At 58.0% G+C, this 21,561-nt stretch carries 21 protein-coding genes; 14 read left to right on the top strand and 7 right to left on the bottom strand.

Translation table 11 applies throughout. From position 1 onward, the window contains the following. Positions 1-171 precede the first annotated feature (171 nt). Positions 172-1,098 carry a 1,4-dihydroxy-2-naphthoate polyprenyltransferase gene (menA, locus tag HMPREF1144_RS18600; RefSeq protein WP_009653650.1) on the top strand — a complete coding sequence of 309 codons (927 nt, stop codon included), beginning with the start codon at positions 172-174 and terminating at the stop codon, positions 1,096-1,098. A 92-nt stretch (positions 1,099-1,190) separates the two neighbouring features. Then, positions 1,191-1,676 carry a ribonuclease E activity regulator RraA gene (gene rraA, locus HMPREF1144_RS18605; protein ID WP_004127241.1) on the top strand — a complete coding sequence of 162 codons (486 nt, stop codon included), beginning with the start codon at positions 1,191-1,193 and terminating at the stop codon, positions 1,674-1,676. Positions 1,677-1,735: 59 nt separating this feature from the next. Here rraA and pfkA read toward each other — a convergent pair whose 3' ends face one another. The 3 genes from pfkA to cpxP all read right to left on the bottom strand — a co-directional run bounded on the left by pfkA (position 1,736) and on the right by cpxP (position 4,450). Next, positions 1,736-2,698 carry a 6-phosphofructokinase gene (gene pfkA, locus HMPREF1144_RS18610; RefSeq protein ID WP_004127238.1) on the bottom strand — a complete coding sequence of 321 codons (963 nt, stop codon included), beginning with the start codon at positions 2,696-2,698 and terminating at the stop codon, positions 1,736-1,738. A 202-nt stretch (positions 2,699-2,900) separates the two neighbouring features. After that, positions 2,901-3,797, bottom strand: coding sequence for a CDF family cation-efflux transporter FieF (gene fieF, locus HMPREF1144_RS18615; RefSeq protein ID WP_004855994.1), 897 nt, complete (start codon positions 3,795-3,797; stop codon positions 2,901-2,903). Positions 3,798-3,946: 149 nt separating this feature from the next. Next, on the bottom strand, positions 3,947-4,450 hold the full coding sequence (gene cpxP / locus HMPREF1144_RS18620) for a cell-envelope stress modulator CpxP (protein WP_004855993.1): 504 nt from the start codon (positions 4,448-4,450) through the stop codon (positions 3,947-3,949). A gap of 149 nt (positions 4,451-4,599) precedes the next feature. Here cpxP and cpxR point away from each other — a divergent pair, with 149 nt between their 5' ends. Next, positions 4,600-5,298 (top strand): envelope stress response regulator transcription factor CpxR, encoded by a 699-nt coding sequence (cpxR, locus tag HMPREF1144_RS18625; RefSeq protein ID WP_004127228.1) that lies wholly within the window; start codon positions 4,600-4,602, stop codon positions 5,296-5,298. Continuing rightward, on the top strand, positions 5,295-6,668 hold the full coding sequence (cpxA, locus tag HMPREF1144_RS18630) for an envelope stress sensor histidine kinase CpxA (RefSeq protein WP_004107505.1): 1,374 nt from the start codon (positions 5,295-5,297) through the stop codon (positions 6,666-6,668). The genes cpxR and cpxA overlap by 4 nt, the downstream gene beginning before the upstream one ends. Before the next feature lie 91 nt (positions 6,669-6,759). Here the strand turns inward: cpxA and yiiM are convergent, their stop codons facing one another. Beyond that, positions 6,760-7,434 carry a 6-hydroxyaminopurine reductase gene (gene yiiM / locus HMPREF1144_RS18635; protein WP_009653647.1) on the bottom strand — a complete coding sequence of 225 codons (675 nt, stop codon included), beginning with the start codon at positions 7,432-7,434 and terminating at the stop codon, positions 6,760-6,762. A gap of 71 nt (positions 7,435-7,505) precedes the next feature. Beyond that, on the bottom strand, positions 7,506-8,126 hold the full coding sequence (gene sodA / locus HMPREF1144_RS18640) for a superoxide dismutase [Mn] (protein WP_009653642.1): 621 nt from the start codon (positions 8,124-8,126) through the stop codon (positions 7,506-7,508). 291 nt (positions 8,127-8,417) lie between these two features. Between sodA and rhaT the strand changes: the two genes are divergently transcribed. Next, positions 8,418-9,452: an L-rhamnose/proton symporter RhaT gene (gene rhaT, locus HMPREF1144_RS18645; RefSeq protein ID WP_042928023.1), complete on the top strand. Its 1,035-nt coding sequence runs from the start codon at positions 8,418-8,420 to the stop codon at positions 9,450-9,452. 5 nt (positions 9,453-9,457) lie between these two features. On the opposite strand, the gene rhaR is transcribed toward rhaT, so the two are convergent. Next, complete coding sequence (gene rhaR / locus HMPREF1144_RS18650; protein ID WP_004127212.1) at positions 9,458-10,306, bottom strand: HTH-type transcriptional activator RhaR; 849 nt, start codon at positions 10,304-10,306, stop codon at positions 9,458-9,460. A gap of 73 nt (positions 10,307-10,379) precedes the next feature. Beyond that, entirely contained in the window at positions 10,380-11,216 is an 837-nt protein-coding gene (gene rhaS / locus HMPREF1144_RS18655) for an HTH-type transcriptional activator RhaS (protein WP_014227422.1), read from the bottom strand. A 311-nt stretch (positions 11,217-11,527) separates the two neighbouring features. Here rhaS (HMPREF1144_RS18655) and rhaB point away from each other — a divergent pair, with 311 nt between their 5' ends. From rhaB to rhaM, 9 genes are all read left to right on the top strand, one after another. Continuing rightward, positions 11,528-12,994, top strand: a complete 1,467-nt coding sequence (gene rhaB / locus HMPREF1144_RS18660; protein ID WP_009653636.1) for a rhamnulokinase — start codon at positions 11,528-11,530, stop codon at positions 12,992-12,994. Beyond that, complete coding sequence (gene rhaA, locus HMPREF1144_RS18665; RefSeq protein ID WP_009653648.1) at positions 12,991-14,250, top strand: L-rhamnose isomerase; 1,260 nt, start codon at positions 12,991-12,993, stop codon at positions 14,248-14,250. Before rhaB ends, rhaA begins: the two co-directional genes overlap by 4 nt. A 136-nt stretch (positions 14,251-14,386) precedes the next feature. After that, complete coding sequence (gene rhaD / locus HMPREF1144_RS18670; protein ID WP_009653625.1) at positions 14,387-15,217, top strand: rhamnulose-1-phosphate aldolase; 831 nt, start codon at positions 14,387-14,389, stop codon at positions 15,215-15,217. Between the two features lie 85 nt (positions 15,218-15,302). Continuing rightward, on the top strand, positions 15,303-16,289 hold the full coding sequence (gene rhaS / locus HMPREF1144_RS18675; protein WP_004127197.1) for a rhamnose ABC transporter substrate-binding protein: 987 nt from the start codon (positions 15,303-15,305) through the stop codon (positions 16,287-16,289). A 144-nt stretch (positions 16,290-16,433) separates the two neighbouring features. Beyond that, on the top strand, positions 16,434-17,945 hold the full coding sequence (locus HMPREF1144_RS18680) for a sugar ABC transporter ATP-binding protein (protein ID WP_004855972.1): 1,512 nt from the start codon (positions 16,434-16,436) through the stop codon (positions 17,943-17,945). Then, positions 17,945-18,949: an ABC transporter permease gene (locus HMPREF1144_RS18685; protein ID WP_004855970.1), complete on the top strand. Its 1,005-nt coding sequence runs from the start codon at positions 17,945-17,947 to the stop codon at positions 18,947-18,949. Before HMPREF1144_RS18680 ends, HMPREF1144_RS18685 begins: the two co-directional genes overlap by 1 nt. Beyond that, the gene (locus tag HMPREF1144_RS18690) at positions 18,946-19,950 is read left to right on the top strand and encodes an ABC transporter permease (protein WP_004855968.1); all 1,005 of its coding nucleotides are present in this window, start codon (positions 18,946-18,948) and stop codon (positions 19,948-19,950) included. The genes HMPREF1144_RS18685 and HMPREF1144_RS18690 overlap by 4 nt, the downstream gene beginning before the upstream one ends. Before the next feature lie 114 nt (positions 19,951-20,064). Next, positions 20,065-21,213: a lactaldehyde reductase gene (gene fucO, locus HMPREF1144_RS18695; RefSeq protein WP_004855966.1), complete on the top strand. Its 1,149-nt coding sequence runs from the start codon at positions 20,065-20,067 to the stop codon at positions 21,211-21,213. Beyond that, positions 21,210-21,524, top strand: coding sequence for an L-rhamnose mutarotase (gene rhaM / locus HMPREF1144_RS18700; RefSeq protein ID WP_009653649.1), 315 nt, complete (start codon positions 21,210-21,212; stop codon positions 21,522-21,524). The genes fucO and rhaM overlap by 4 nt, the downstream gene beginning before the upstream one ends. The last annotated feature ends 37 nt before the right edge of the window (positions 21,525-21,561 follow it).

Below are 21,561 nucleotides of genomic sequence, written 5' to 3' on the forward strand. Positions count from 1 at the left end.
ATCACTATAGATGGGGCTATAGATACCCTAAATAATTCGAGTTGTGGGAAGGCAGCCGTTGGCTGATAGCCCTCATTTATCCCGGCAGAGCCTGGGGTGAATGCGCGTCGCCAACGCATCTGCAGCTTGAAGTATGAAGGGTAGAGCCCCATTTTTTATTGGCCGGGACTTATGACCGAACACGCTATCACTCGCACCCAGGCCTGGCTGGAAAGCCTGCGCCCCAAAACGTTACCTCTGGCCTTTGCCGCCATTATTGTCGGCTCCGCGCTTGCCTGGCATCAGGGCAGCTTCGATCCCTGGGTTGCCCTGCTGGCCATCATCACCGCCGGTTTATTACAAATCCTCTCCAATCTGGCCAACGATTATGGCGACGCGGTAAAAGGCAGCGATAAACCTGACCGTATCGGCCCCCTGCGCGGGATGCAGAAAGGGGCAATCACCCAGGCGCAGATGAAACGCGCGTTGATTCTCACCGTGGGGCTGATTTGTCTCTCTGGCCTGTCGCTGCTGTTCCTGGCCTGGCAAACCATGGCCGATTTTATCGGTTTTATGGTGTTTGGCGGGCTATCGATCGTGGCCGCCATTACCTACACCGTCGGCACTCGTCCTTACGGCTACATCGGCCTTGGCGATATCTCAGTGCTGGTGTTCTTCGGCTGGCTTAGCGTCGTCGGGAGCTGGTACCTCCAGGCGCACAGCGTTGAAGCGGCCATTTTCTTACCCGCCACCGCCTGCGGCCTGCTGGCAACGGCGGTGCTGAACATTAACAATCTGCGTGATATCGACAGCGATCGTGAAAACGGTAAAAACACCCTCGCCGTACGCCTGGGGCCGGTTAACGCTCGCCGCTACCACGCCTGCCTGCTGTTTGGCGCGCCGCTGTGCCTGGCGCTGTTTAACCTTCTCTCGCTGCATAATCCGTGGGGTTGGCTGTTCCTGCTGGCAACGCCGCTGCTGGTCAAACAGGCGCGTTATGTGATGCGCGAACGCGACCCTGTCGCCATACGTCCAATGCTCGAAAGAACGGTTAAAGGGGCGCTGCTGACCAACCTGCTGTTTGTTATCGGAATTATTTGCAGCCGGCTTGTGGGTTAACTGACAAATATCAATTAACAATTGATGATTTTGCCAACAGTACGATTCACGCGATATACTGAAAATTCTCGCAGCAACTGAACGTTAAGCCTATGAAATACGATACTTCCGAGCTTTGTGACATCTACCAGGAGGATGTCAACGTCGTGGAACCTCTGTTCTCCAACTTTGGGGGACGCTCGTCGTTTGGTGGACAAATCATCACGGTAAAATGTTTCGAGGATAACGGGTTGCTCTACGATATGCTCGAACAGAACGGCCGTGGCCATGTCCTGTTGGTTGACGGCGGTGGTTCCGTTCGACGCGCATTGATTGACGCTGACCTGGCGCGTCTGGCCGTACAAAACGAGTGGGAAGGACTGGTCGTCTATGGCGCGGTGCGTCAGGTTGACGATCTGGAAGAGCTGGATATCGGCATCCAGGCGCTGGCGGCCATCCCCGTCGGGGCCGCAGGTGAAGGTATCGGCGAAAGCGACGTGCGCGTCAACTTCGGCGGCGTCACCTTCTTTTCCGGCGACCATCTCTACGCCGATAATACCGGGATTATCCTTTCCGAGGATGCCCTGGATATCGAGTAGCATCCCGCCCATAAAAAAGGCCTTCTCTCTGAGAAGGCCTTTTTATTTCCGCCGGAGGCTTAGTACAGCTTCTTAGCGCAATCCAGCCAGTCGCTTTTGAACGGACGCTTCATGTTTTCGATAGCGTCGATAATGTCGTGGTGAACCAGCTTCTCGTTCTGAATACCGACGCAGCGGCCGCCGAAGCCCTGCAGCAGCAGGTCAATCGCGTACGCGCCCATGCGGGATGCCAGAATACGGTCATAAGGAACCGGAGAGCCGCCGCGCTGAATGTGGCCCAGTACGGTGGCACGAGTTTCACGGCCGGTCTCTTTCTCGATGTAGTGAGCCAGCTCGTCGACGTCGCACATATGCTCGGTGATCGCCACAATCGCGTGTTTTTTGCCTTTCGCGATACCCGCCTTAATTTCTGAAACCAGGTCGTCGCGCGTGTATTCAACCTCAGGCACCATGATGAACTCACAGCCGCCGGAGATAGCTGCCGCCAGGGTCAGATCGCCGCAGTAGCGACCCATCACTTCAACAACGGAAATACGCTGGTGGGAGGAAGAGGTGTCACGCAGGCGGTCAATGGCCTCTACCACGGTGCTCAATGCGGTAAAGAAGCCGATGGTATAGTCGGTGCCTTTAATATCGTTGTCGATGGTGCCCGGCAGACCGATGCAGGGGAAGCCCATCTCAGTCAGACGCACGGCACCCATGTAGGAACCGTCACCACCGATAACCACCAGCGCATCCAGGCCGCGCTTTCTCATATTTTCAATCGCGACGGCGCGAATATGTTCTTCGCGGAATTCTGGAAAACGCGCCGACCCCAGGAAGGTGCCGCCGCGGTTGATCATGTCGGAAACGCTGTAGCGGTCGAGCTGAACCATACGATCTTCATACAGGCCGAGGTAACCGTCATAGATTCCAAAAACTTCCAGACCTTCCGTTAATGCCGCACGCACAACGCCACGAATAGCTGCGTTCATGCCCGGGGCATCACCGCCACTTGTCAACACACCGATTTTCTTAATCATGACTACCTCTGAACTTAGGAAGCAAAAAATAATCCTGTTGCCTGAAGCGCCCCTCACCAGGAGTGCACAACGATAATTGCAATAGTATATCAAACGCTTCTGGCTGAATTGATTCAGGTCAGACCAAATGGCGGTAATTTATACAAAAAATGCCGATCCGCCCCACACTTTTACATCGAGTTTACAGACTATAACCTAAAGATCATAAAACACCCTGCTGCCCTAACGGCACCACAGAGCAGGGGTCCTGGTGGATAATGACATCGGACCCGGGAAAACGGAGCAACAGCGCCTGCTCCACCTGGTCGGCAATCACGTGTGCCTGAACCAGCGGGAGGTTATCTTCCATTTCCAAATGAATCTGAATAAAGCGAGTCGGCCCTGACTGCCGCGTTCGTAGATCGTGCGCCCCGCTGACGCCTGGCCACGCGGTCACGATATTGATAATTTCCTGGCGTTCCTCATCAGGAAGCGCGCGGTCTAACAACGACTGAACGGCGTCATAAGCCATGCGCAGCGCGCTATATAAAATATAGACGCCTATACCTAATGCAAACAGCGCATCAGCACGGTGCCAGCCGTACCAGGAGAGGGCCAGCGCCACCAGAATTGCGCCGTTCATCATAACATCAGACTGATAATGAAGCATATCCGCCCGTACCGCCTGACTTTGTGTTTTTCTTACGACCCAGCGCTGGAACGTGACCAGCAGCAGCGTGCTGACCAGCGCAATCAGCGTCACCACCATCCCTACGCCCGCCGCATTCATCGGCTCAGGACGAACGAGATGATCAATACCGGTCAAGAACAGAAACAGCGCCGAGCCGGAGACAAACATACTTTGCGCCAGCGCGGCCAGCGATTCCGCTTTACCATGGCCAAAGGTATGTTCTTCATCGGCAGGCTGCAGCGAATAACGCACCACCAGCAGGTTGGTCAACGAGGCAGCGATATCCACCAGTGAATCAACCAGCGCCGCCAGAATACTCACAGACCCGGTATACCACCATGCAAAAATCTTGATCAAAAGTAACGCAGAGGCCATCACCGTCGCCGCAATCGCCGCGCGGCTCACCAGCTGCCCATAAGATTGATTCATAAACGCTCCTTACTTCGCGATGCGCTTAGTATAACCCGATCTTTTACCGGGACGGGGAGCCAGGAGGGCGCTGAATAACGGGCAAAAAAAACCCCCACATCATGTGGGGGAAGACAGGGATGGTGTCTATGGCAAGGAAAACAGGGTTGTTACTGGGGTTGCAGGGTATTGCTACTACTCGAAAGCATCATCGCTGAGCCTTTTTGCATCCGTGCAACCTCACGCAACTGATCCATTCGTTGCTGGTGCTTAGCGTTTAAAACCGCTTGCTGCTCTGGCGTTAGCAGGTGATACATCTGGTTGCGAACTTTTGCCATTTCAACCTGGCGGGCAACCTGTTCCTGCGCCATCTTATCTGCCTGAGCGCGTACAGCGTTTTCATCAAAATTTTCTGCGGTGACAAGGCGATGCATTGTCTCCATTTCGCTAACATTAACGGGTGGCCTGTCGTGGCGTGCCCGCTGCATAAGATCTCGTAACTGTTGCCGTTGGTGTTCAGTTAAACTTATGCCGTCAAACATATGGCTCTGGCTGCTGCGCTGGACCCCTTCGTCTCCGGGAAGCCAGTTAACGCTGGTGACGACTTCAGCGGCTTGGCTATATGCACTTAGCGCCAGCGTTGAGGCCATGACGGCAGCGATAACATTGCGCATCACATACTCCCAAAACGTTTGTGTCGCGATTCAACGAGAGAGAGTTTACGATGCAGGCTGCAAACATGCGTCAGGGGGTGTAAAACAACGTAAAGTCATGGATTAGCGAGCCTTGATGACGTAATTTCTGCCTCGGAGGTATTTAAACAATGAATAAAATCCTGTTAGTAGATGATGACCGGGAGCTCACCTCCCTGTTAAAAGAGCTGCTCGATATGGAAGGTTTTAATGTGCTCGTCGCCCATGATGGGGAACAGGCGCTGGCCCTTCTGGACGACAGCATCGATTTACTTTTGCTTGATGTGATGATGCCGAAGAAAAACGGTATCGACACGCTCAAAGAGTTGCGTCAGACACACCAGACCCCGGTTATCATGCTAACGGCCCGCGGGAGCGAGCTGGATCGCGTTCTCGGCCTCGAGCTGGGCGCGGACGATTATTTGCCTAAGCCGTTCAACGATCGTGAGCTGGTGGCGCGTATACGCGCGATTCTGCGCCGGTCGCACTGGAGCGAGCAGCAGCAGACAACCGAAGCCGGTTCACCGACGCTGGAAGTGGATGCGCTAAGCCTTAACCCCGGTCGCCAGGAAGCCAGCTTCGATGGTCTGACCCTGGAACTGACCGGCACCGAGTTCACCCTGCTCTATCTTCTGGCGCAGCATCTTGGCCAGGTGGTATCGCGTGAGCATCTTAGCCAGGAGGTGCTGGGTAAACGCCTGACGCCGTTCGATCGCGCGATCGATATGCACATCTCCAACCTGCGGCGCAAGCTGCCGGAGCGCAAAGACGGCCATCCGTGGTTTAAAACCCTGCGCGGACGCGGCTATCTGATGGTATCGGCTTCATGATTGGAAGTTTAACCGCACGCATCTTCGCTATTTTCTGGCTCACGCTGGCGCTGGTGTTGATGCTGGTTCTGATGCTGCCTAAGCTGGACTCGCGCCAGATGACCGAGCTGCTGGAGAGCGAGCAACGTCAGGGCATCATGATTGAACAGCACGTCGAGGCCGAACTGGCGAACGATCCGCCAAACGACCTGATGTGGTGGCGTCGTCTGTTTCGCGCCATCGATAAGTGGGCTCCGCCGGGCCAGCGTTTGCTGCTGGTCACCAGCGAAGGTCGCGTTATCGGTGCCGAACGCAACGAAATGCAGATTATCCGCAACTTTATCGGCCAGGCGGATAACGCCGACCATCCGCAGAAAAAGCGCTATGGTCGTCTGGAAATGGTCGGACCTTTTTCCGTCAGGGATGGAGAAGATAACTACCAGCTCTATCTGATTCGTCCTGCCAATACGTCACAATCAGACTTCATCAATCTGCTGTTCGACCGGCCGCTACTGCTGCTGATCGTCACGATGTTAGTCAGCGCCCCGCTGCTGCTATGGCTGGCGTGGAGCCTGGCGAAACCCGCACGTAAGCTGAAAAATGCCGCCGATGAAGTCGCCCAGGGCAACCTGCGTCAGCATCCGGAGCTGGAAGCCGGTCCGCAGGAGTTTTTAGCCGCCGGGACCAGTTTTAACCAGATGGTGACCGCGCTGGAGCGCATGATGTCCAGCCAGCATCGTCTGCTGTCCGATATCTCGCACGAACTGCGCACGCCGCTGACCCGCCTGCAGTTAGGCACCGCATTGCTGCGCCGCCGCAGCGGGGAAAGCAAAGAGCTGGAGCGTATTGAGATGGAAGCGCACCGGCTGGATAGCATGATCAACGACCTGCTGGTGATGTCGCGCAATCAGGCGAAAACCGCGCTGGTCAGCGAAACGGTGAAAGCCAACCAGCTGTGGGGCGAGGTGCTGGATAACGCCGCCTTTGAAGCCGAACAGATGGGGAAATCGTTCACCGTCGAGTATCCGCCGGGGCCGTGGCCGCTGTATGGTAACCCCAATGCGCTGGAAAGCGCGCTGGAGAATATCGTGCGTAACGCGCTGCGCTACTCGCATACTAAAATTTCGGTAAGCTTCTCAGTGGATAAAGACGGCATCACGGTGAACGTCGATGATGACGGCCCGGGCGTGAGTCCGGAGGATCGCGAGCAGATTTTCCGTCCGTTCTACCGTACCGATGAGGCGCGCGACCGCGAGTCTGGCGGTACCGGGCTGGGGCTGGCGATTGTCGAGGCGGCGATTCAACAGCATCGCGGTTGGGTGAAGGCCGACGACAGCCCGCTGGGCGGTCTGCGCTTAACCCTCTGGCTGCCGCTGTACAAGCGTACCTGATCCCCCCGGCCTGGCTTCACCGGGCCGGGTTCGAAACGGGTAGCCCGAATAAGGCGCAACGCGCCGCCATCCGGGAACGCGCACGGAAGCGCTATTTCCCCCACAATCTCCGCGAATTATTTTCGATCTTCCCGCTCAGGCGCCGTTTCTGCATGGTACGGCTCCAGCTTACCGACAGCCCCGCCGCGGAGAGCAGACGGTGGTACTGGTCATCATCAAACGGCATCTGCCAGGCGATGGCGCCCGCTTCGTGAACGCTCACGTCGCTGAGCCGGGAAACCAGCGTGAGCGGCGCATCGCTGGAGACCCGCCCGCCCGCCACCACCCGATACAGCCAGCCGGTTTTGCCGCTGTTTTGCATAAGCTGCGCCATATCGCTGACGGCAAAGTGATAGTTGAGTTTGAAGCACGGCGATCGCGGCTGCGTGACCTGAATCAGCGCTTCTCCCCAGCGGAAGATATCGCCAATGTAGACGTTTTTTTCGGTCAGCCCTTCGGTCGAGAGATTTTCGCCAAACGCCGGGGCGCAGAAAAGATCTGCCTGCTGCGGAAGCTCACGGGCCCAGTGGGCGTAGTGTTCACGGGGATAGTGGCACAGCGCGCGGTCCGGCCCGCCGTGAATTTTCTTCTCCGCCTGCTCATCGCCCTCCAGCCCCAAATCGCCGAGGGTCAGTTCACCATCGACCTGAATTTTACCGATGGCGCTTGGACGGCTGCCGTCATAATCCCTTACCTTGCCCACAAAGACATTCACCGGATAGTGCATCGCTGCTCCTTTGCTGCGGATATAAAAAAAGCGAGTCATCAGACTCGCTTCTCGCTCAGCACAATGCAACCTTATTTTTTGGCGGCAAAACGCGCTGCGGCTTCGTCCCAGTTCACCACGTCCCAGAACGCTTTGATGTAGTCCGGGCGGCGGTTCTGGAATTTCAGGTAGTAAGCGTGTTCCCACACGTCCAGGCCGATAATCGGGAAGCCGGAAGCGCCGGAGATCGCTTCACCCATCAGCGGGGAGTCCTGGTTAGCGGTAGAAACCACCGCCAGCTTGTCGCCTTTCAGCACCAGCCACGCCCAGCCGGAGCCGAAACGGGTCGCCGCCGCTTTTTCAAATTCCGCTTTGAAGTTGTCAACGGAATCGAAATCACGCTCGATAGCCGCTTTCAGGTCGCCCTGCAGGGTGGTACCGGTTTTCAGGCCTTTCCAGAACAGGCTGTGGTTAGCGTGGCCGCCTGCGTTGTTACGCAGCACGGTTTTTTTGTCTGCCGGCAGCTGATCCAGTTTGGTAATCAGCTCTTCTGCAGACAGGCTCGCGAATTCAGGCAGGCTTTCCAGCGCTGCGTTAGCGTTATTTACGTAGGTCTGGTGGTGTTTAGTGTGATGGATTTCCATCGTCTGCTTGTCAAAATGCGGTTCCAGGGCGTCATAAGCGTACGGCAGGGCAGGCAGTGTATAACTCATAATCATCTCCATTATTGTCGAGCGGCGGAAAGTGTTAATGCCGCGTAAGCAGTTGGTTCATTATAGTTAATTAAATGATATTGAAAACGCTTATCAATGCCGTATTTTTAATAAGGTTATAACAACGGGTAATAGATGTCGTTTTGTGATACAGAACAACTAATTAAGTTTTTGGTTGCCAGGTTCAGGCTTCGGGTGGCAACAGCTTAAAGGCGGAAAAACTGACCGATTTTTACACTCATCGGGTCGGAAGAAGATTTATCCGATAAAAAATAGATGAGGATAAAATCAATGAATCACGCGATTACGATGGGTATTTTTTGGCATTTGATAGGTGCGGCCAGTGCAGCCTGTTTCTATGCCCCGTTCAAGAAAGTTAAACATTGGTCCTGGGAAACCATGTGGTCTATCGGCGGTATTGTCTCCTGGCTGATCCTCCCGTGGGCCATCAGCGCCATGCTGCTGCCCGATTTCTGGGCCTATTACGGTTCTTTTAACGCCTCCACTCTGCTGCCCGTTTTCCTGTTCGGCGCCATGTGGGGTATCGGTAATATCAACTACGGCCTGACAATGCGTTACCTGGGGATGTCGATGGGGATCGGCATCGCCATTGGTATCACGCTGATTGTCGGCACGTTAATGACGCCGATTCTTAACGGTCAGTTTGATGTTCTCATTAACACTAAAGGCGGCCAGATGACGCTGCTCGGCGTGCTGGTCGCGGTGATTGGCGTGGGTATCGTCACCCGCGCAGGCCAGCTGAAAGAGCGCAAAATGGGCATCAAAGCCGAAGACTTCAACCTGAAAAAGGGGCTGCTGCTGGCGGTGATGTGTGGCATCTTCTCGGCCGGTATGTCATTCGCCATGAACGCCGCCAAGCCGATGCATGAAGCCGCCGCCGCGCTCGGCGTTGATCCGCTCTACACCGCGCTGCCAAGCTATGTGGTGATCATGGGCGGCGGCGCGCTGGTCAACCTCGGCTTCTGCTTTATCCGTCTGGCAAAAGTAAAAAACCTGTCGATAAAAGCCGACTTCTCGCTGGCAAAACCGCTTATCATCAGCAATATCCTGCTTTCGGCGTTAGGCGGCCTGATGTGGTATCTGCAGTTCTTTTTCTACGCCTGGGGCCACGCCAGCATTCCGCCGCAGTACGACTACATGAGCTGGATGCTGCATATGAGCTTCTACGTGCTGTGCGGCGGCCTGGTGGGTCTGATACTGAAAGAGTGGAACAACGCCGGTCGTCGTCCGGTGGGCGTCCTCAGCCTCGGCTGCGTGGTGATTATTATCGCCGCCAATATCGTTGGTCTGGGAATGGCGAACTAGCGTCGTCAGGCGGCGGTGCGACTGCGCTGCCGCCACTGCCCCGGCGTCATGCCTATCTCGCGGTTAAACACCACCGAAAAGTAGTTGCTGTCTTCAAATCCGCACTGCATCGCCACTTCGCCAATCAGCCGTTCGGTATGCTGCAGCAGATACTGCGCGTGACAGATGCGCAGCTGGCGCAGGTAGTGGTTGATGGTCATCCCCGTCTGCTGACGAAACTGCTGGCGCAGCGCGCGTTCGCTGCACCCTTCGCGCTCGCAAAAACGGTCAAGAAAGAAGGGACGATTGAGGCTGCCCGCCAGCTCGGTGAGTAGCTTATCGAGCAGCGCTTCGCTTTGGGTTGCCGCCAGATTATCGGTGGCGTAGCGATAGCGCTGAAGAATAAGCGCCAGCTGAGCAAACAGCAGCTCGGCCATATTATTGGCCTGCGCGTCGCTGCGGCTGCTTTCATGCTCCAGTTGGGTAATCACCTGCCTGACCTGGGCCATGCCGCTGCTGCCAATCCGCCAGTGCGGAACCCACGGTGTACCGAACAGGCCGGGAATGTGCGCCGCCCAGTCAAAGTTAAGCCGCAGCCGGTCCGGGCAGTAAATGACGTTTTGCAGGACGAGATCGTTCACCGAGGCGTAGGAGTGTTTGTCTTCCGCGCGGATATAGAACAGATCGCCGCGGGTAATCCGCCACGGGCGATCGTTCAGGACGTGCAGGCCGTTACCCCGCCACACCAGCACCAGTTCGCAGAACTCATGGGTGTGCTCGGCGAAAACGTTTTGCGGATAGCGATCCGCCACCGCCACCGCCTGAGCGGGAGAGGCAAAAAATTCATCTTTGCGAAGAATCAGCTGACCTGCCACGACATCAACTCCGGACGTAAATAACGTTTCATTATTCGCGTTTATGTCTGTCAAAACGTTGACTGCTCTCCCGTTACTGAAGAATGGCGTCGCGCCCCTGACGAATATCGCGCGGAGACCAGTCAAACTCACGGCGGAAAAGCGTCGAAAAGTGGTTACTGTCGCCGAATCCGCAGCGATAGGCGATATCGGTCACGCTGTCATCGCTATGGCGCAGTAAATGGCGCGCTTTCATCAACCGCACCCGATTCAGATAGCGCTGCGGCGTCAGCCCGGTTTGCTGTTTTAACTGACGGTGCAGGGTTCGCAAGGAGAGCGAAAAGCGCGCCGCCACCTCTTCCCAGCAGATATCTTCGGCAAAATGGTCTTCCAGCCAGGCCATCAAATGGTTGAGCCGCGCGTCGTTGTTGGCGGCCCCTTCGGCGAGGCTGCTTTTACGCAGGTGCACCAGCAGCTGCATAAATAAAATCTCGCGGCTGGCGATGGCGTGCATATCCGCATCCGCGCCAACGTTCTCCATCTGCTCCACAATCTGGCGCACCTGCTGCAACGCATTCTGATTCACCCGCCAGTGCGAGAGGTAGTTCCCCTCCTGCTCCTGCGGCAACAGCGCGTTCAGGCCGGACAAAAAGCGAAACGCATCCGGCGCGCGATAGAGCACATTAGTCAGGCATAAATTATCCGTGTGCTCGTAGAGATGGCGATCGTGATCGCGGATAAAGCAGACCGAGCCGCCGCTGATGGTGTAGGGCTGGCCGTTGAAAACGTGAATCCCGGTGCCGTGCTCCACAATAACAATCTCATGAAAATCATGGTGATGCTCAGGAAAAGCGGATTGCGGGAGCCGCGGCTCAATGGCGACAGCTGAAACGCCGGACTTAAAGAAATCCACACTGTGCAACATAGTCATAGCCGCTCCTCGAGATGAGAAAAGTTATCAATCAGTGGAGCAAATAGTAATTAAGGGCCGACGATCCGGCCTTCAATTTTTGACCGCAAAATTCGTAAAGCCTGCCGCTTTTTCAAGAAATGACGGGAAAGATCGGGAACTGCGGACAACATCACATCCCTCACCCCAGCGCGGAGAAAACGAAACTGTGACCTCCCTCACGGTCACCTTTGCTTTCTTGCCAGCGGCCAATTTTCCCTGTCAGTAACAAGAAGGTGAGCCCGACGCGACTTTTTTAGACTGCATGCAATGATTTTCACAAGGATCTTCCCATGAATTTTCGTCATTGTGTCGCCGTCGATTTAGGCGCCTCCAGCGGGCGGGTGATGCTCGCCGGTTATCAGCCCGGTCAGCAAACGCTGGCGCTGCGTGAAATTCACCGTTTTACCAATAACCTGCAAAAGGTGGATGGCTTCGACTGCTGGGATCTCGATAGCCTGGAAGGGGAAATTCGCCGCGGTCTGGAGAAGGTCTGCGAACAGGGCATCCTGATCGACAGCATCGGCATCGATACCTGGGGCGTGGATTATGTCCTGCTGGATAAAGCGGGTCAGCGCGTCGGCCTGCCGGTTTCCTATCGCGACTCCCGCACCCAGGGCCTGATGCGCCATGCCGAAGAGCAGCTGGGCCGGGCGGAGATCTACCGCCGCAGCGGTATTCAGTTTCTGCCGTTTAATACCCTTTATCAGCTGCGCGCGCTGGTTGAACAGCAGCCGGAGCTGGTCAGCAAGGCCGCACACGCGCTGCTCATCCCGGACTACTTTAGCTTCCGCCTGACCGGCAACATGAACTGGGAATACACCAACGCCACCACCACGCAACTGGTTAACATCAACAGCGATAGCTGGGATGAAGATCTGCTGAACTGGAGCGGCGCACCGCGCGAATGGTTCGGTACGCCGACTCATCCCGGCAACGTTATTGGCCACTGGATTTGCCCGCAGGGCAATAACATCCCGGTGGTCGCCGTCGCCAGCCACGATACCGCCAGCGCGGTTATCGCCTCGCCGCTGGCCAGCAAAAACGCCGCGTATCTCTCTTCCGGCACCTGGTCGCTGATGGGCTTTGAAAGCAAAACCCCCTGCACCAGCGATGCGGCGCTAAGGGCCAATATCACCAACGAAGGCGGTGCCGAAGGCCGCTATCGGGTGCTGAAAAATATTATGGGCCTGTGGCTGCTTCAGCGGGTGCTCAAGGAGCAAAACGTCGGCGACCTGCCGGCGCTGATCGCGCGTACCGCTGCGCTTCCGGCCTGCCGCTTCGTCATCGACTGCAACGATGACCGCTTTATCAACCCGGACAACATGAGCGCGGAAATCCAGGCCGCCTGTCGCGAAGCCGGGCAGCCGGTTCCCGATACCGACGCCGAGCTGGCGCGCTGTATTTTTGACAGCCTGGCGCTGCTCTACGCCCGGGTGCTCAACGAGCTGGCGGCGCTGCGCGGTCAGCCGTTCAGCCAGCTGCATATTGTCGGCGGCGGCTGCCAGAACGAACTGCTCAACCAGCTGTGTGCCGACGCCTGCGGCATCACCGTGATCGCCGGCCCGATTGAGGCCTCCACCCTGGGCAATATCGGCATTCAGCTGATGACCCTGGACGAGCTGCACAACGTCGATGAATTCCGTCAGGTGGTGCGGCAAAACTACGCCCTCACCACCTTTACCCCCAATCCTGATAGTGAAATTGCCCGCTTCGTCGCGCAGTTTCAGCCACAACAGACCAAGGAGCTTTGCGCATGACCACTCAACTTGAACAAGCCTGGGAAATTGCCAAACAGCGCTACGCCAGCGTCGGCGTGGACGTCGAGGAGGCCTTGCGCCAGCTGGATCGCCTGCCCGTTTCCATGCACTGCTGGCAGGGCGATGACGTCGTCGGTTTCGAAAACCCGGAAGGAAGCCTGACCGGCGGCATTCAGGCTACCGGCAACTACCCGGGTAAAGCGCGTAACGCCAGCGAGCTGCGCGCCGACCTTGAGCAGGCGCTGAGCCTGATCCCCGGGCCAAAACGCCTGAACCTGCACGCGCTCTATCTCGAATCCGACACGCCGGTGCCGCGCAATGAAATTAAGCCGGAGCACTTTAAAAACTGGGTTGAGTGGGCGAAAGCCAACAAGCTGGGGCTCGATTTTAACCCCTCCTGCTTCTCGCATCCGCTAAGCGCCGACGGCTTTACGCTGTCGCACGCCAACGATGAAATCCGCCAGTTCTGGATCGATCACTGCAAGGCCAGCCGCCGTATTTCCGCTTACTTCGGCGAGCAGCTGGGCACGCCGTCGGTAATGAATATCTGGATCCCGGACGGCATGAAGGATATTACCGTTGACCGCTTCGCGCCGCGCCAGCGCCTGCTGAACGCGCTCGATGAAGTGATCAGCGAGAAGCTGGACCCGGCGCACCACATTGATGCCGTCGAGAGCAAACTGTTCGGTATCGGCGCGGAAAGCTACACCGTCGGCTCCAATGAGTTCTATATGGGCTACGCCACCAGCCGCCAGACCGCCCTGTGCCTGGATGCCGGCCACTTCCACCCGACGGAGGTCATCTCCGACAAAATCTCCGCCGCCATGCTCTATATCCCGCGCCTGCTGCTGCACGTCAGCCGTCCGGTACGCTGGGACAGCGACCACGTGGTGCTGCTGGATGACGAAACCCAGGCCATCGCCAGCGAAATCATCCGTCACGATCTGTTCGACCGCGTGCATATCGGTCTCGATTTCTTCGATGCTTCGATTAACCGCATCGCGGCGTGGGTGATTGGTACCCGCAATATGAAAAAAGCCCTGCTGCGCGCCCTGCTGGAACCGACCGGGCAGCTGCGTCAGCTGGAGCTCGATGGCGATTACACCGCCCGCCTGGCGCTGCTGGAAGAGCAGAAGTGCCTGCCGTGGCAGGCCATCTGGGAGATGTACTGTCAGCGTCACGATACGCCGGCAGGTAGCCAGTGGCTGGATAACGTACGTGCTTATGAAAATGCGGTTCTGAGCCAGCGCGGGTAAAGCCTGACGTTCCCCGGGTCGCGGCCGGGCTACAAACCGGTAGCCCGGATAAGCCGTTTACGGCGCAATCCGGGGGCTCGCACATATTCAGGGCGAGGGGCCAACCCCGCGCCGAATCAACAGGAAAGACAAGACTATGCAGACCATTATCGACGCCTGGTTCGTCCAGGGCATGATTAAAGCCACTTCTGACGCCTGGCTGAAAGGCTGGGACGAGCGCAACGGCGGCAACCTGACGCTGCGCCTCGACGAAGCGGATATCGAACCCTACGCGGCGGATTTCCACACCAAACCGCGCTATATCGCCCTGAGCCAGCCGATGCCGACGCTGGCTAACCAGCCGTTTATCGTCACCGGTTCCGGTAAATTCTTCCGTAACGTCCAGCTCGACCCGGCGGCGAACCTCGGGGTGGTGAAAGTCGACAGCGACGGCGCGGGATACCATATTCTTTGGGGCCTGACCAACGATGCGGTGCCAACATCCGAGCTGCCGGCGCACTTCCTGTCGCACAGCGAGCGCATCCGGCTGACCAACGGTAAAGACCGGGTGATCATGCACTGCCACGCCACCAATCTGATCGCCCTGACCTACGTGCTGGAGAACAACAGCGATCTGTTTACCCGCAAGCTGTGGGAAGGGAGTACCGAATGCCTGGTGGTCTTCCCGGACGGCGTCGGCATCCTGCCGTGGATGGTGCCGGGTACCGACGAAATCGGCCAGGCCACCGCCGAGGCGATGCAGAAACATTCGCTGGTGCTGTGGCCGTTCCACGGCGTTTTCGGCAGCGGCCCCAATCTGGACGAAACCTTCGGCCTGATCGATACCGCCGAGAAATCCGCCGAGGTGCTGGTGAAAGTTTACTCAATGGGCGGGATGAAACAAACCATCACCCGCGAAGAGCTGGTCGCCCTTGGCAAACGCTTCAACGTTCAACCCCTGCAGTCCGCGTTAGACCTTTATTCATAACAACATCGCGCCCCGCTCACCGAGACGGGGCGAAAAAAACACCTGCAAACCCTACAAACTAACTCGATTATGTGGAGTAAAAGCAATGAAAACAAACACAAGCTTGATCCTCACCGTTGCCATCCTGGCGTTGTCCGGTTCCGCTTTAGCCGAAGTCAAAATCGCCCTCGTGGCGAAATCATTGGGAAATGGATTCTTCGAAGCAGCGAACGTCGGCGCGCAGGAAGCGGCCAAAGAGTTAGGCGATGTCAAAGTGATCTATACCGGCCCGACCACCACCACCGCCGAAGCGCAGATCGAAGTGCTGAATGGTTTGATCGCCCAGGGGGTGGATGCGATCGCCATTTCCGCTAACGATCCCGACGCCGTGGTGCCGGTGCTGAAAAAAGCGATGCAGCGCGGCATTAAGGTGGTCTCCTGGGACTCCGGCGTCGCGCCGGCGGGCCGCCAGATCCATCTTAACCCGTCCAATAACGCGCTGATTGGCGAAACCAACGTTAAGCTCGCCGCCGATGCGCTGAAGGCGCTGAACGTGGAAAAAGGCGATGTGGCGATTTTAAGCGCCACCCCAACCTCCACCAACCAGAACATCTGGATTGAGGAGATGAAAAAGGTGCTGCCGCAGTATCCGTCCGTCAATCTGGTGACCGTGGCCTACGGGGACGATCTGTCGGATAAAAGCTACCGCGAAGCGGTGGGCCTGCTGAAGTCATATCCTGACCTGAAAGTGATCGTTTCGCCTTCGTCGGTGGGGATCGTGGCCGCCGCCCAGGCGGTGAAAGATCAGGGCAAAATCGGCAAGGTCTACGTCACCGGGCTGGGGCTGCCGTCGGAAATGGCCGGGGCGATTAAGTCCGGCGCCAGCAAAAGCTTCGCCATCTGGAACCCGATTGACCTCGGCTACGCCGCCACGTATCTGGCCGACGATTTAGTCAAAGGCACGGCGACCAAAACCGAAGCCAATATGGGCAAGCTGGGCAAAGTGAAGCTGGACGCCGACGGTAGCGGCGCGATGGCCGAACCGTTCGTCTACGATGCGAGCAACATCGATAAGTTCTCGAAAATTTTCTAACCCTGTTTCCTCACTCCGGCCCTCTTCCAAAAAGAGAGGGAGAAAGTCAGGCCCTCTGCGCACTGCTGCCAGCGAGCACTGAACGGTTCCCTCGCCCCTTTGGGGAGAGGGTTAGGGTGAGGGGTGATTTTACGGAGAACTATCATGTCAGCATCCACCCCACTGCTGTCGCTGAAGGGCATCACCAAGGTTTTTCCCGGTGTCCGCGCTCTTGAAAACGTACAGCTCGATCTCTGGCCCGGCAAAGTGACCGCTTTAATCGGCGAAAACGGCGCGGGGAAATCGACGCTGGTCAAAGTGATGACCGGCATTTATCAGCCCGAAGAGGGCGAGATTCTCTATAAAGCGATTCCTATCCAACTGCCGAACCCGGAGTCGGCGCACAAGGTCGGGATCACCGCGATTCATCAGGAAACCGTGCTGTTCGACGAACTCTCGGTCACCGAAAATATCTTCGTCGGCCAGTATCTGCATCGCGGCCTGCTGAAGAAGCTCGACTGGCCCGCCATGCACCGCAAAGCCAGCGAAATACTCACCCGCCTCGAGGTACAGATTGACCCGCGCGCGACGCTGAAAACCCTCAGCATCGCCCAACGCCATATGGTAGCCATCGCCCGGGCGCTCTCCTTTGAAGCCCAGGTGGTGATCCTCGATGAGCCGACGGCGGCGCTCTCGCAGCATGAAATTCTGGAGTTTTATCAAATCGTTGAGCGCCTGAAGCAGGACGGCAAAGCGATTCTGTTTATCTCGCATAAGTTCGATGAGATTTTCGAGCTGGCGGACTACTACACCATTCTGCGCGACGGCGTGTACGTCAGCTCCGGCGCGATTAACGACATCACCGAAGAGCGGATGGTGGCGATGATGGTGGGCCGCGCGATTACCCAAACCTACCCGAAAGTCGACTGTATTCCGGGAGAAACGGTGCTGGAGGTGAAAGACCTCTGCCACCCCACCGAGTTCGCCCATATCAGCTTCCGCCTGCGCAAAGGGGAGATTCTGGGCTTTTACGGGCTGGTGGGCGCCGGGCGCACCGAGCTGATGCAGGCGCTCTCCGGAGTCTCGCATCCCTCTTCCGGCGATATCGTGCTGAAGGGGAAACCGATGCGCTTTCGCCAGCCAGCCGACGCCATCAGCGCCGGTATCGTCTGCGTGCCGGAAGAGCGGCAGAAGCAGGGAGCGATTATCGCCCTGCCGATTGCCCAGAACATCAGCCTGCCGCAGCTCAGCAAACTGAACCCCCGCGGCGTGCTTAACGACGCCCGCGAATGGCGGCTGGCGGACGAGTACGCCTCGCGCCTGCAGGTTAAGGCCTTTAGCTGGCGACAGGCGGTGGAAACCCTTTCCGGCGGCAATCAGCAAAAAGTGGTGATCGGCAAATGGCTGGCAACCCATCCCGAGGTGATTATCCTCGACGAACCGACCAAAGGTATCGATATCGGCTCCAAGGCGGCGGTGCACCAGTTTATGTCCGAGCTGGTCAGCCAGGGGCTGGCGGTCATTATGGTCTCTTCGGAGCTGCCGGAAGTGATGGGTATGGCCGACCGGATTATCGTGATGCACGAAGGGCTGATGGTGGCCGAGTATCGCGCCGGTGAAGCGACGGCGGAAACCATCGTCAGCGCCGCCAGCGGCGCCGGTCGGGAGGCAGCGTAATGGGCCGACAACTGCTTAAACACCGCGAAGCGCTGCTGGCGGCGGTCGTCATTTTGATGATCGGCGCTATCGGCAGCCGGGCGCCGTCGTTCGTCTCGCCGGGCAATCTGGTGGAGATGTTTAACGACACCGCCATTCTGATCATCCTCGCCCTCGGCCAGATGATGGTGCTGCTCACCAAAGGCATCGATCTGTCGATGGCCGCCAATCTGGCGCTGACCGGGATGATCGTCGCGCTGCTCAACGCCCACTATCCGGGTATCCCGGTGGCGGCCCTGCTGGCGCTGGCGACCCTGCTTGGCCTGCTGATGGGGATGATTAACGGCCTGCTGGTCTGGCGGCTCGGCATTCCGGCCATCGTGGTCACGCTGGGCACCATGAGTATTTATCGCGGGATTATCTTCCTGCTTTCCGACGGCGGCTGGGTGAACTCGCACCAGATGAGCGCCGATTTTCTCGGCCTGCCGCGCGCCTCGCTGCTGGGGCTGCCGCTGCTGAGCTGGTGCGCCATCGCCGCGCTGCTGCTGGTGGGCTATTTCCTCCGCTACAGCCGCACCGGCCGGGCCTTGTACACCGCGGGCGGCAACGCGACGGCGGCGTACTACACCGGGATTAACGCCGGGAAAATGCAGTTTGTCAGCTTCTGCCTCTCCGGCGCGCTGGCCGGGTTCTGCGGCTATCTGTGGATCTCGCGCTTCGCCGTCGCCTATGTCGATGTCGCCAACGGTTTTGAACTACAGGTGGTCGCCGCCTGCGTCATCGGCGGCATCAGCACCATGGGCGGAACCGGTCGCGTGCTCGGCTGCCTGTGCGGCGCGCTGTTCCTCGGCGTTATCAATAACGCCCTGCCGGTGATTGGCATTTCGCCGTTCTGGCAAATGGCCATTTCCGGCGCGGTGATCGTCATTGCGGTGCTGCTTAACGAACGCGGTAATAAAGGTAGCGGGCGGTTAATCCTGCGCAACGCGGCGCTGGCGCGGCAGAAACAGGCGGTGAAATCATGAGCAAAATAATGATGTCTGAAGAGATGAAAAGCGCCCCGGCCGCGCCGTCGCCGCTGCGCCGCTTGCTGTGCTGGGAAGGGTTTCTGCTGGCGGTAACCCTGGCGGTATTCGTGGTGAACGCCCTGGCGTCACCCTACTTCCTTAATATCTGGAACCTGTCTGACGCCACGTTTAACTTTACCGAAAAAGCGATCATCGTGCTGCCGATGGCGATGCTGATTATCGCCAGAGAGATCGACCTTTCGGTAGCCTCGACGATGGCGCTGAGCTCAACGGCGATGGGCTTCTGCGCGGCGGCGGGTATGGATACGCCGCTGCTGGTGGCCGTCGGGCTGGGCGTGGGGCTGCTGTGCGGCCTGTTCAACGGTATCCTGGTGACGCGCTTTAACCTGTCGTCGATTGTGATCACCATCGGCACCATGAGCCTGTATCGCGGAATAACCTACATTCTGCTGGGCGACAAGGCGCTCAATCACTACCCGGACAGCTTCGCCTGGTTCGGCCAGGGCTACGTGTGGGGGGCGCTCTCTTTTGAGTTCGCGCTGTTTATCCTCCTCGCCGCCGCCTTTACCTTCCTGCTGCATAAAACCAACTTTGGCCGCCGGACCTACGCCATCGGCAATAACCCGACCGGGGCCTGGTTCTCCGGGATCAACGTCAAGCGCCACAATCTGGTGCTGTTCGCGCTGGTCGGGCTGATGGCCGGGCTGGCGGCGGTCCTGCTGACCTCGAGGCTCGGCAGCACCCGCCCGACGCTGGCGATGGGCTGGGAGCTGGCGGTCGTCACGATGGCGGTGCTCGGCGGCGTCAATATTCTCGGCGGCTCCGGCAGCATGGTGGGGGTGATTATCGCCGCCTTCCTGATGGGGCTGGTGACGTTTGGCCTGAGCCTGCTCAACGTGCCGGGGATCGTGATGTCGATCATCATCGGCGCGATGCTGATCGTGGTGATCTCGCTGCCGATTATTACCCGGCGGATGATGCAGCGAAGACGAATTTAATTTCCCCTTCACCCTAATCTGACCGGTACGTGTAGCCCGGGTAAGGCGCCAGCCGCGACCCGGGGGCGGGTGAAGGGAAACGGATTACCCAAATCAACATTAAGGAGAATTATCATGAGTTTTATGTTGGCACTGCCCAAAATCAGCCTCCACGGCGCGGGCGCAATCGGCGATATGGTCAAGCTGGTGGCGGGTAAACGCTGGGGCAAAGCGCTGATCGTCACCGACGGCCAGCTGGTGAAGCTGGGGCTGCTCGACAGCCTGTTTACCGCCCTGGATGAACAGCAGATGTCTTACCATCTGTTTGACGAAGTGTTCCCTAACCCAACGGAAGCGCTGGTGCAAAAAGGCTACGCGGCGTATCGGGAGGCCGGGTGTGATTACCTTATCGCCTTCGGCGGCGGCAGCCCGATTGATACCGCCAAAGCGATAAAAATCCTCACCGCCAACCCGGGGCCATCGACCGCCTACTCCGGCGTCGGCAAAGTGAAAAACGCCGGCGTGCCGCTGGTGGCCATCAACACGACCGCCGGCACCGCGGCGGAGATGACCAGCAACGCGGTTATTATCGACGCCGAGCGCCAGGTAAAAGAGGTGATTATCGACCCCAATATCATTCCCGATATCGCCGTCGATGACGCCAGCGTGATGCTGGACATCCCGCCGTCCATTACCGCCGCCACCGGCATGGACGCGCTGACCCACGCCATTGAAGCCTTCGTGTCCGTTGGCGCGCATCCGTTGACCGACGCCAACGCTCTGGAAGCGATTCGCCTGATAAACCTGTGGCTACCGCAAGCCGTGGACGATGGACACCATCTTGAAGCCCGCGAGCAGATGGCGTTTGGCCAGTATCTGGCGGGCATGGCGTTTAACAGCGCCGGTCTCGGCCTGGTGCACGCGCTGGCCCATCAGCCGGGCGCTACCCACAACCTGCCGCACGGCGTGTGCAACGCCATCCTGCTGCCGATCATCGAAAACTTTAACCGGCCGCACGCGGTTGCCCGCTTCGCGCGCGTGGCGCAGGCGATGGGCGTCGATACCCGCGGTATGAGCGATGAAGCGGCCAGCATGGAGGCCATCAACGCCATCCGCGCGCTGAGCAAACGCGTCGGCATTCCGCAAGGCTTCAGCCAGCTTGGCGTCAGCAAAGCTGATATTGAAGGCTGGCTGGATAAAGCGCTGGCCGACCCGTGCGCGCCGTGCAATCCGCGCACCGCCAGCCGCGATGAAGTCCGCGAACTCTATCTGGAGGCATTATGATCCGTAAAGCTTTCGTGATGCAGGTAAACCCGGACGCGCATGAAGAGTATCAGCGCCGTCATAACCCCATCTGGCCGGAGCTGGAAGCGGTGCTGAAAGCCCACGGCGCGCACCACTACGCGATTTATCTCGATAAAGAGCGCCATCTGCTGTTCGCCACGGTGGAGATTGAATCCGAAGCGCGCTGGGACGCCGTCGCCGGGACCGAGGTGTGCCAGCGCTGGTGGCAGCATATGCGCGATGTGATGCCTGCCAATCCGGACAACAGTCCGGTAAGCGCGGAGCTTAAAGAGGTGTTTTATCTCGATTAAATTCATGACGGCCCCGCTGCGTTTAGCGGGGCCACCG

The organism is Klebsiella sp. OBRC7, from assembly GCF_000293135.1.
GTDB classification, from domain to species: Bacteria; Pseudomonadota; Gammaproteobacteria; order Enterobacterales; family Enterobacteriaceae; genus Klebsiella; species Klebsiella michiganensis.

Excerpts from the sequence above, each read along its gene's own strand:
- menA (WP_009653650.1), top strand. The coding sequence starts at position 172 with ATGACCGAACACGCTATCACTCGCACCCAGGCCTGGCTGGAAAGCCTG.
- rraA (WP_004127241.1), top strand. The coding sequence starts at position 1,191 with ATGAAATACGATACTTCCGAGCTTTGTGACATCTACCAGGAGGATGTC.
- pfkA (WP_004127238.1), bottom strand. The coding sequence starts at position 2,698 with ATGATTAAGAAAATCGGTGTGTTGACAAGTGGCGGTGATGCCCCGGGC.
- fieF (WP_004855994.1), bottom strand. The coding sequence starts at position 3,797 with ATGAATCAATCTTATGGGCAGCTGGTGAGCCGCGCGGCGATTGCGGCG.
- cpxP (WP_004855993.1), bottom strand. The coding sequence starts at position 4,450 with ATGCGCAATGTTATCGCTGCCGTCATGGCCTCAACGCTGGCGCTAAGT.
- cpxR (WP_004127228.1), top strand. The coding sequence starts at position 4,600 with ATGAATAAAATCCTGTTAGTAGATGATGACCGGGAGCTCACCTCCCTG.
- cpxA (WP_004107505.1), top strand. The coding sequence starts at position 5,295 with ATGATTGGAAGTTTAACCGCACGCATCTTCGCTATTTTCTGGCTCACG.
- yiiM (WP_009653647.1), bottom strand. The coding sequence starts at position 7,434 with ATGCACTATCCGGTGAATGTCTTTGTGGGCAAGGTAAGGGATTATGAC.
- sodA (WP_009653642.1), bottom strand. The coding sequence starts at position 8,126 with ATGAGTTATACACTGCCTGCCCTGCCGTACGCTTATGACGCCCTGGAA.
- rhaT (WP_042928023.1), top strand. The coding sequence starts at position 8,418 with ATGAATCACGCGATTACGATGGGTATTTTTTGGCATTTGATAGGTGCG.
- rhaS (WP_014227422.1), bottom strand. The coding sequence starts at position 11,216 with ATGACTATGTTGCACAGTGTGGATTTCTTTAAGTCCGGCGTTTCAGCT.
- rhaB (WP_009653636.1), top strand. The coding sequence starts at position 11,528 with ATGAATTTTCGTCATTGTGTCGCCGTCGATTTAGGCGCCTCCAGCGGG.
- rhaA (WP_009653648.1), top strand. The coding sequence starts at position 12,991 with ATGACCACTCAACTTGAACAAGCCTGGGAAATTGCCAAACAGCGCTAC.
- rhaD (WP_009653625.1), top strand. The coding sequence starts at position 14,387 with ATGCAGACCATTATCGACGCCTGGTTCGTCCAGGGCATGATTAAAGCC.
- rhaS (WP_004127197.1), top strand. The coding sequence starts at position 15,303 with ATGAAAACAAACACAAGCTTGATCCTCACCGTTGCCATCCTGGCGTTG.
- HMPREF1144_RS18680 (WP_004855972.1), top strand. The coding sequence starts at position 16,434 with ATGTCAGCATCCACCCCACTGCTGTCGCTGAAGGGCATCACCAAGGTT.
- HMPREF1144_RS18685 (WP_004855970.1), top strand. The coding sequence starts at position 17,945 with ATGGGCCGACAACTGCTTAAACACCGCGAAGCGCTGCTGGCGGCGGTC.
- HMPREF1144_RS18690 (WP_004855968.1), top strand. The coding sequence starts at position 18,946 with ATGAGCAAAATAATGATGTCTGAAGAGATGAAAAGCGCCCCGGCCGCG.
- fucO (WP_004855966.1), top strand. The coding sequence starts at position 20,065 with ATGAGTTTTATGTTGGCACTGCCCAAAATCAGCCTCCACGGCGCGGGC.
- rhaM (WP_009653649.1), top strand. The coding sequence starts at position 21,210 with ATGATCCGTAAAGCTTTCGTGATGCAGGTAAACCCGGACGCGCATGAA.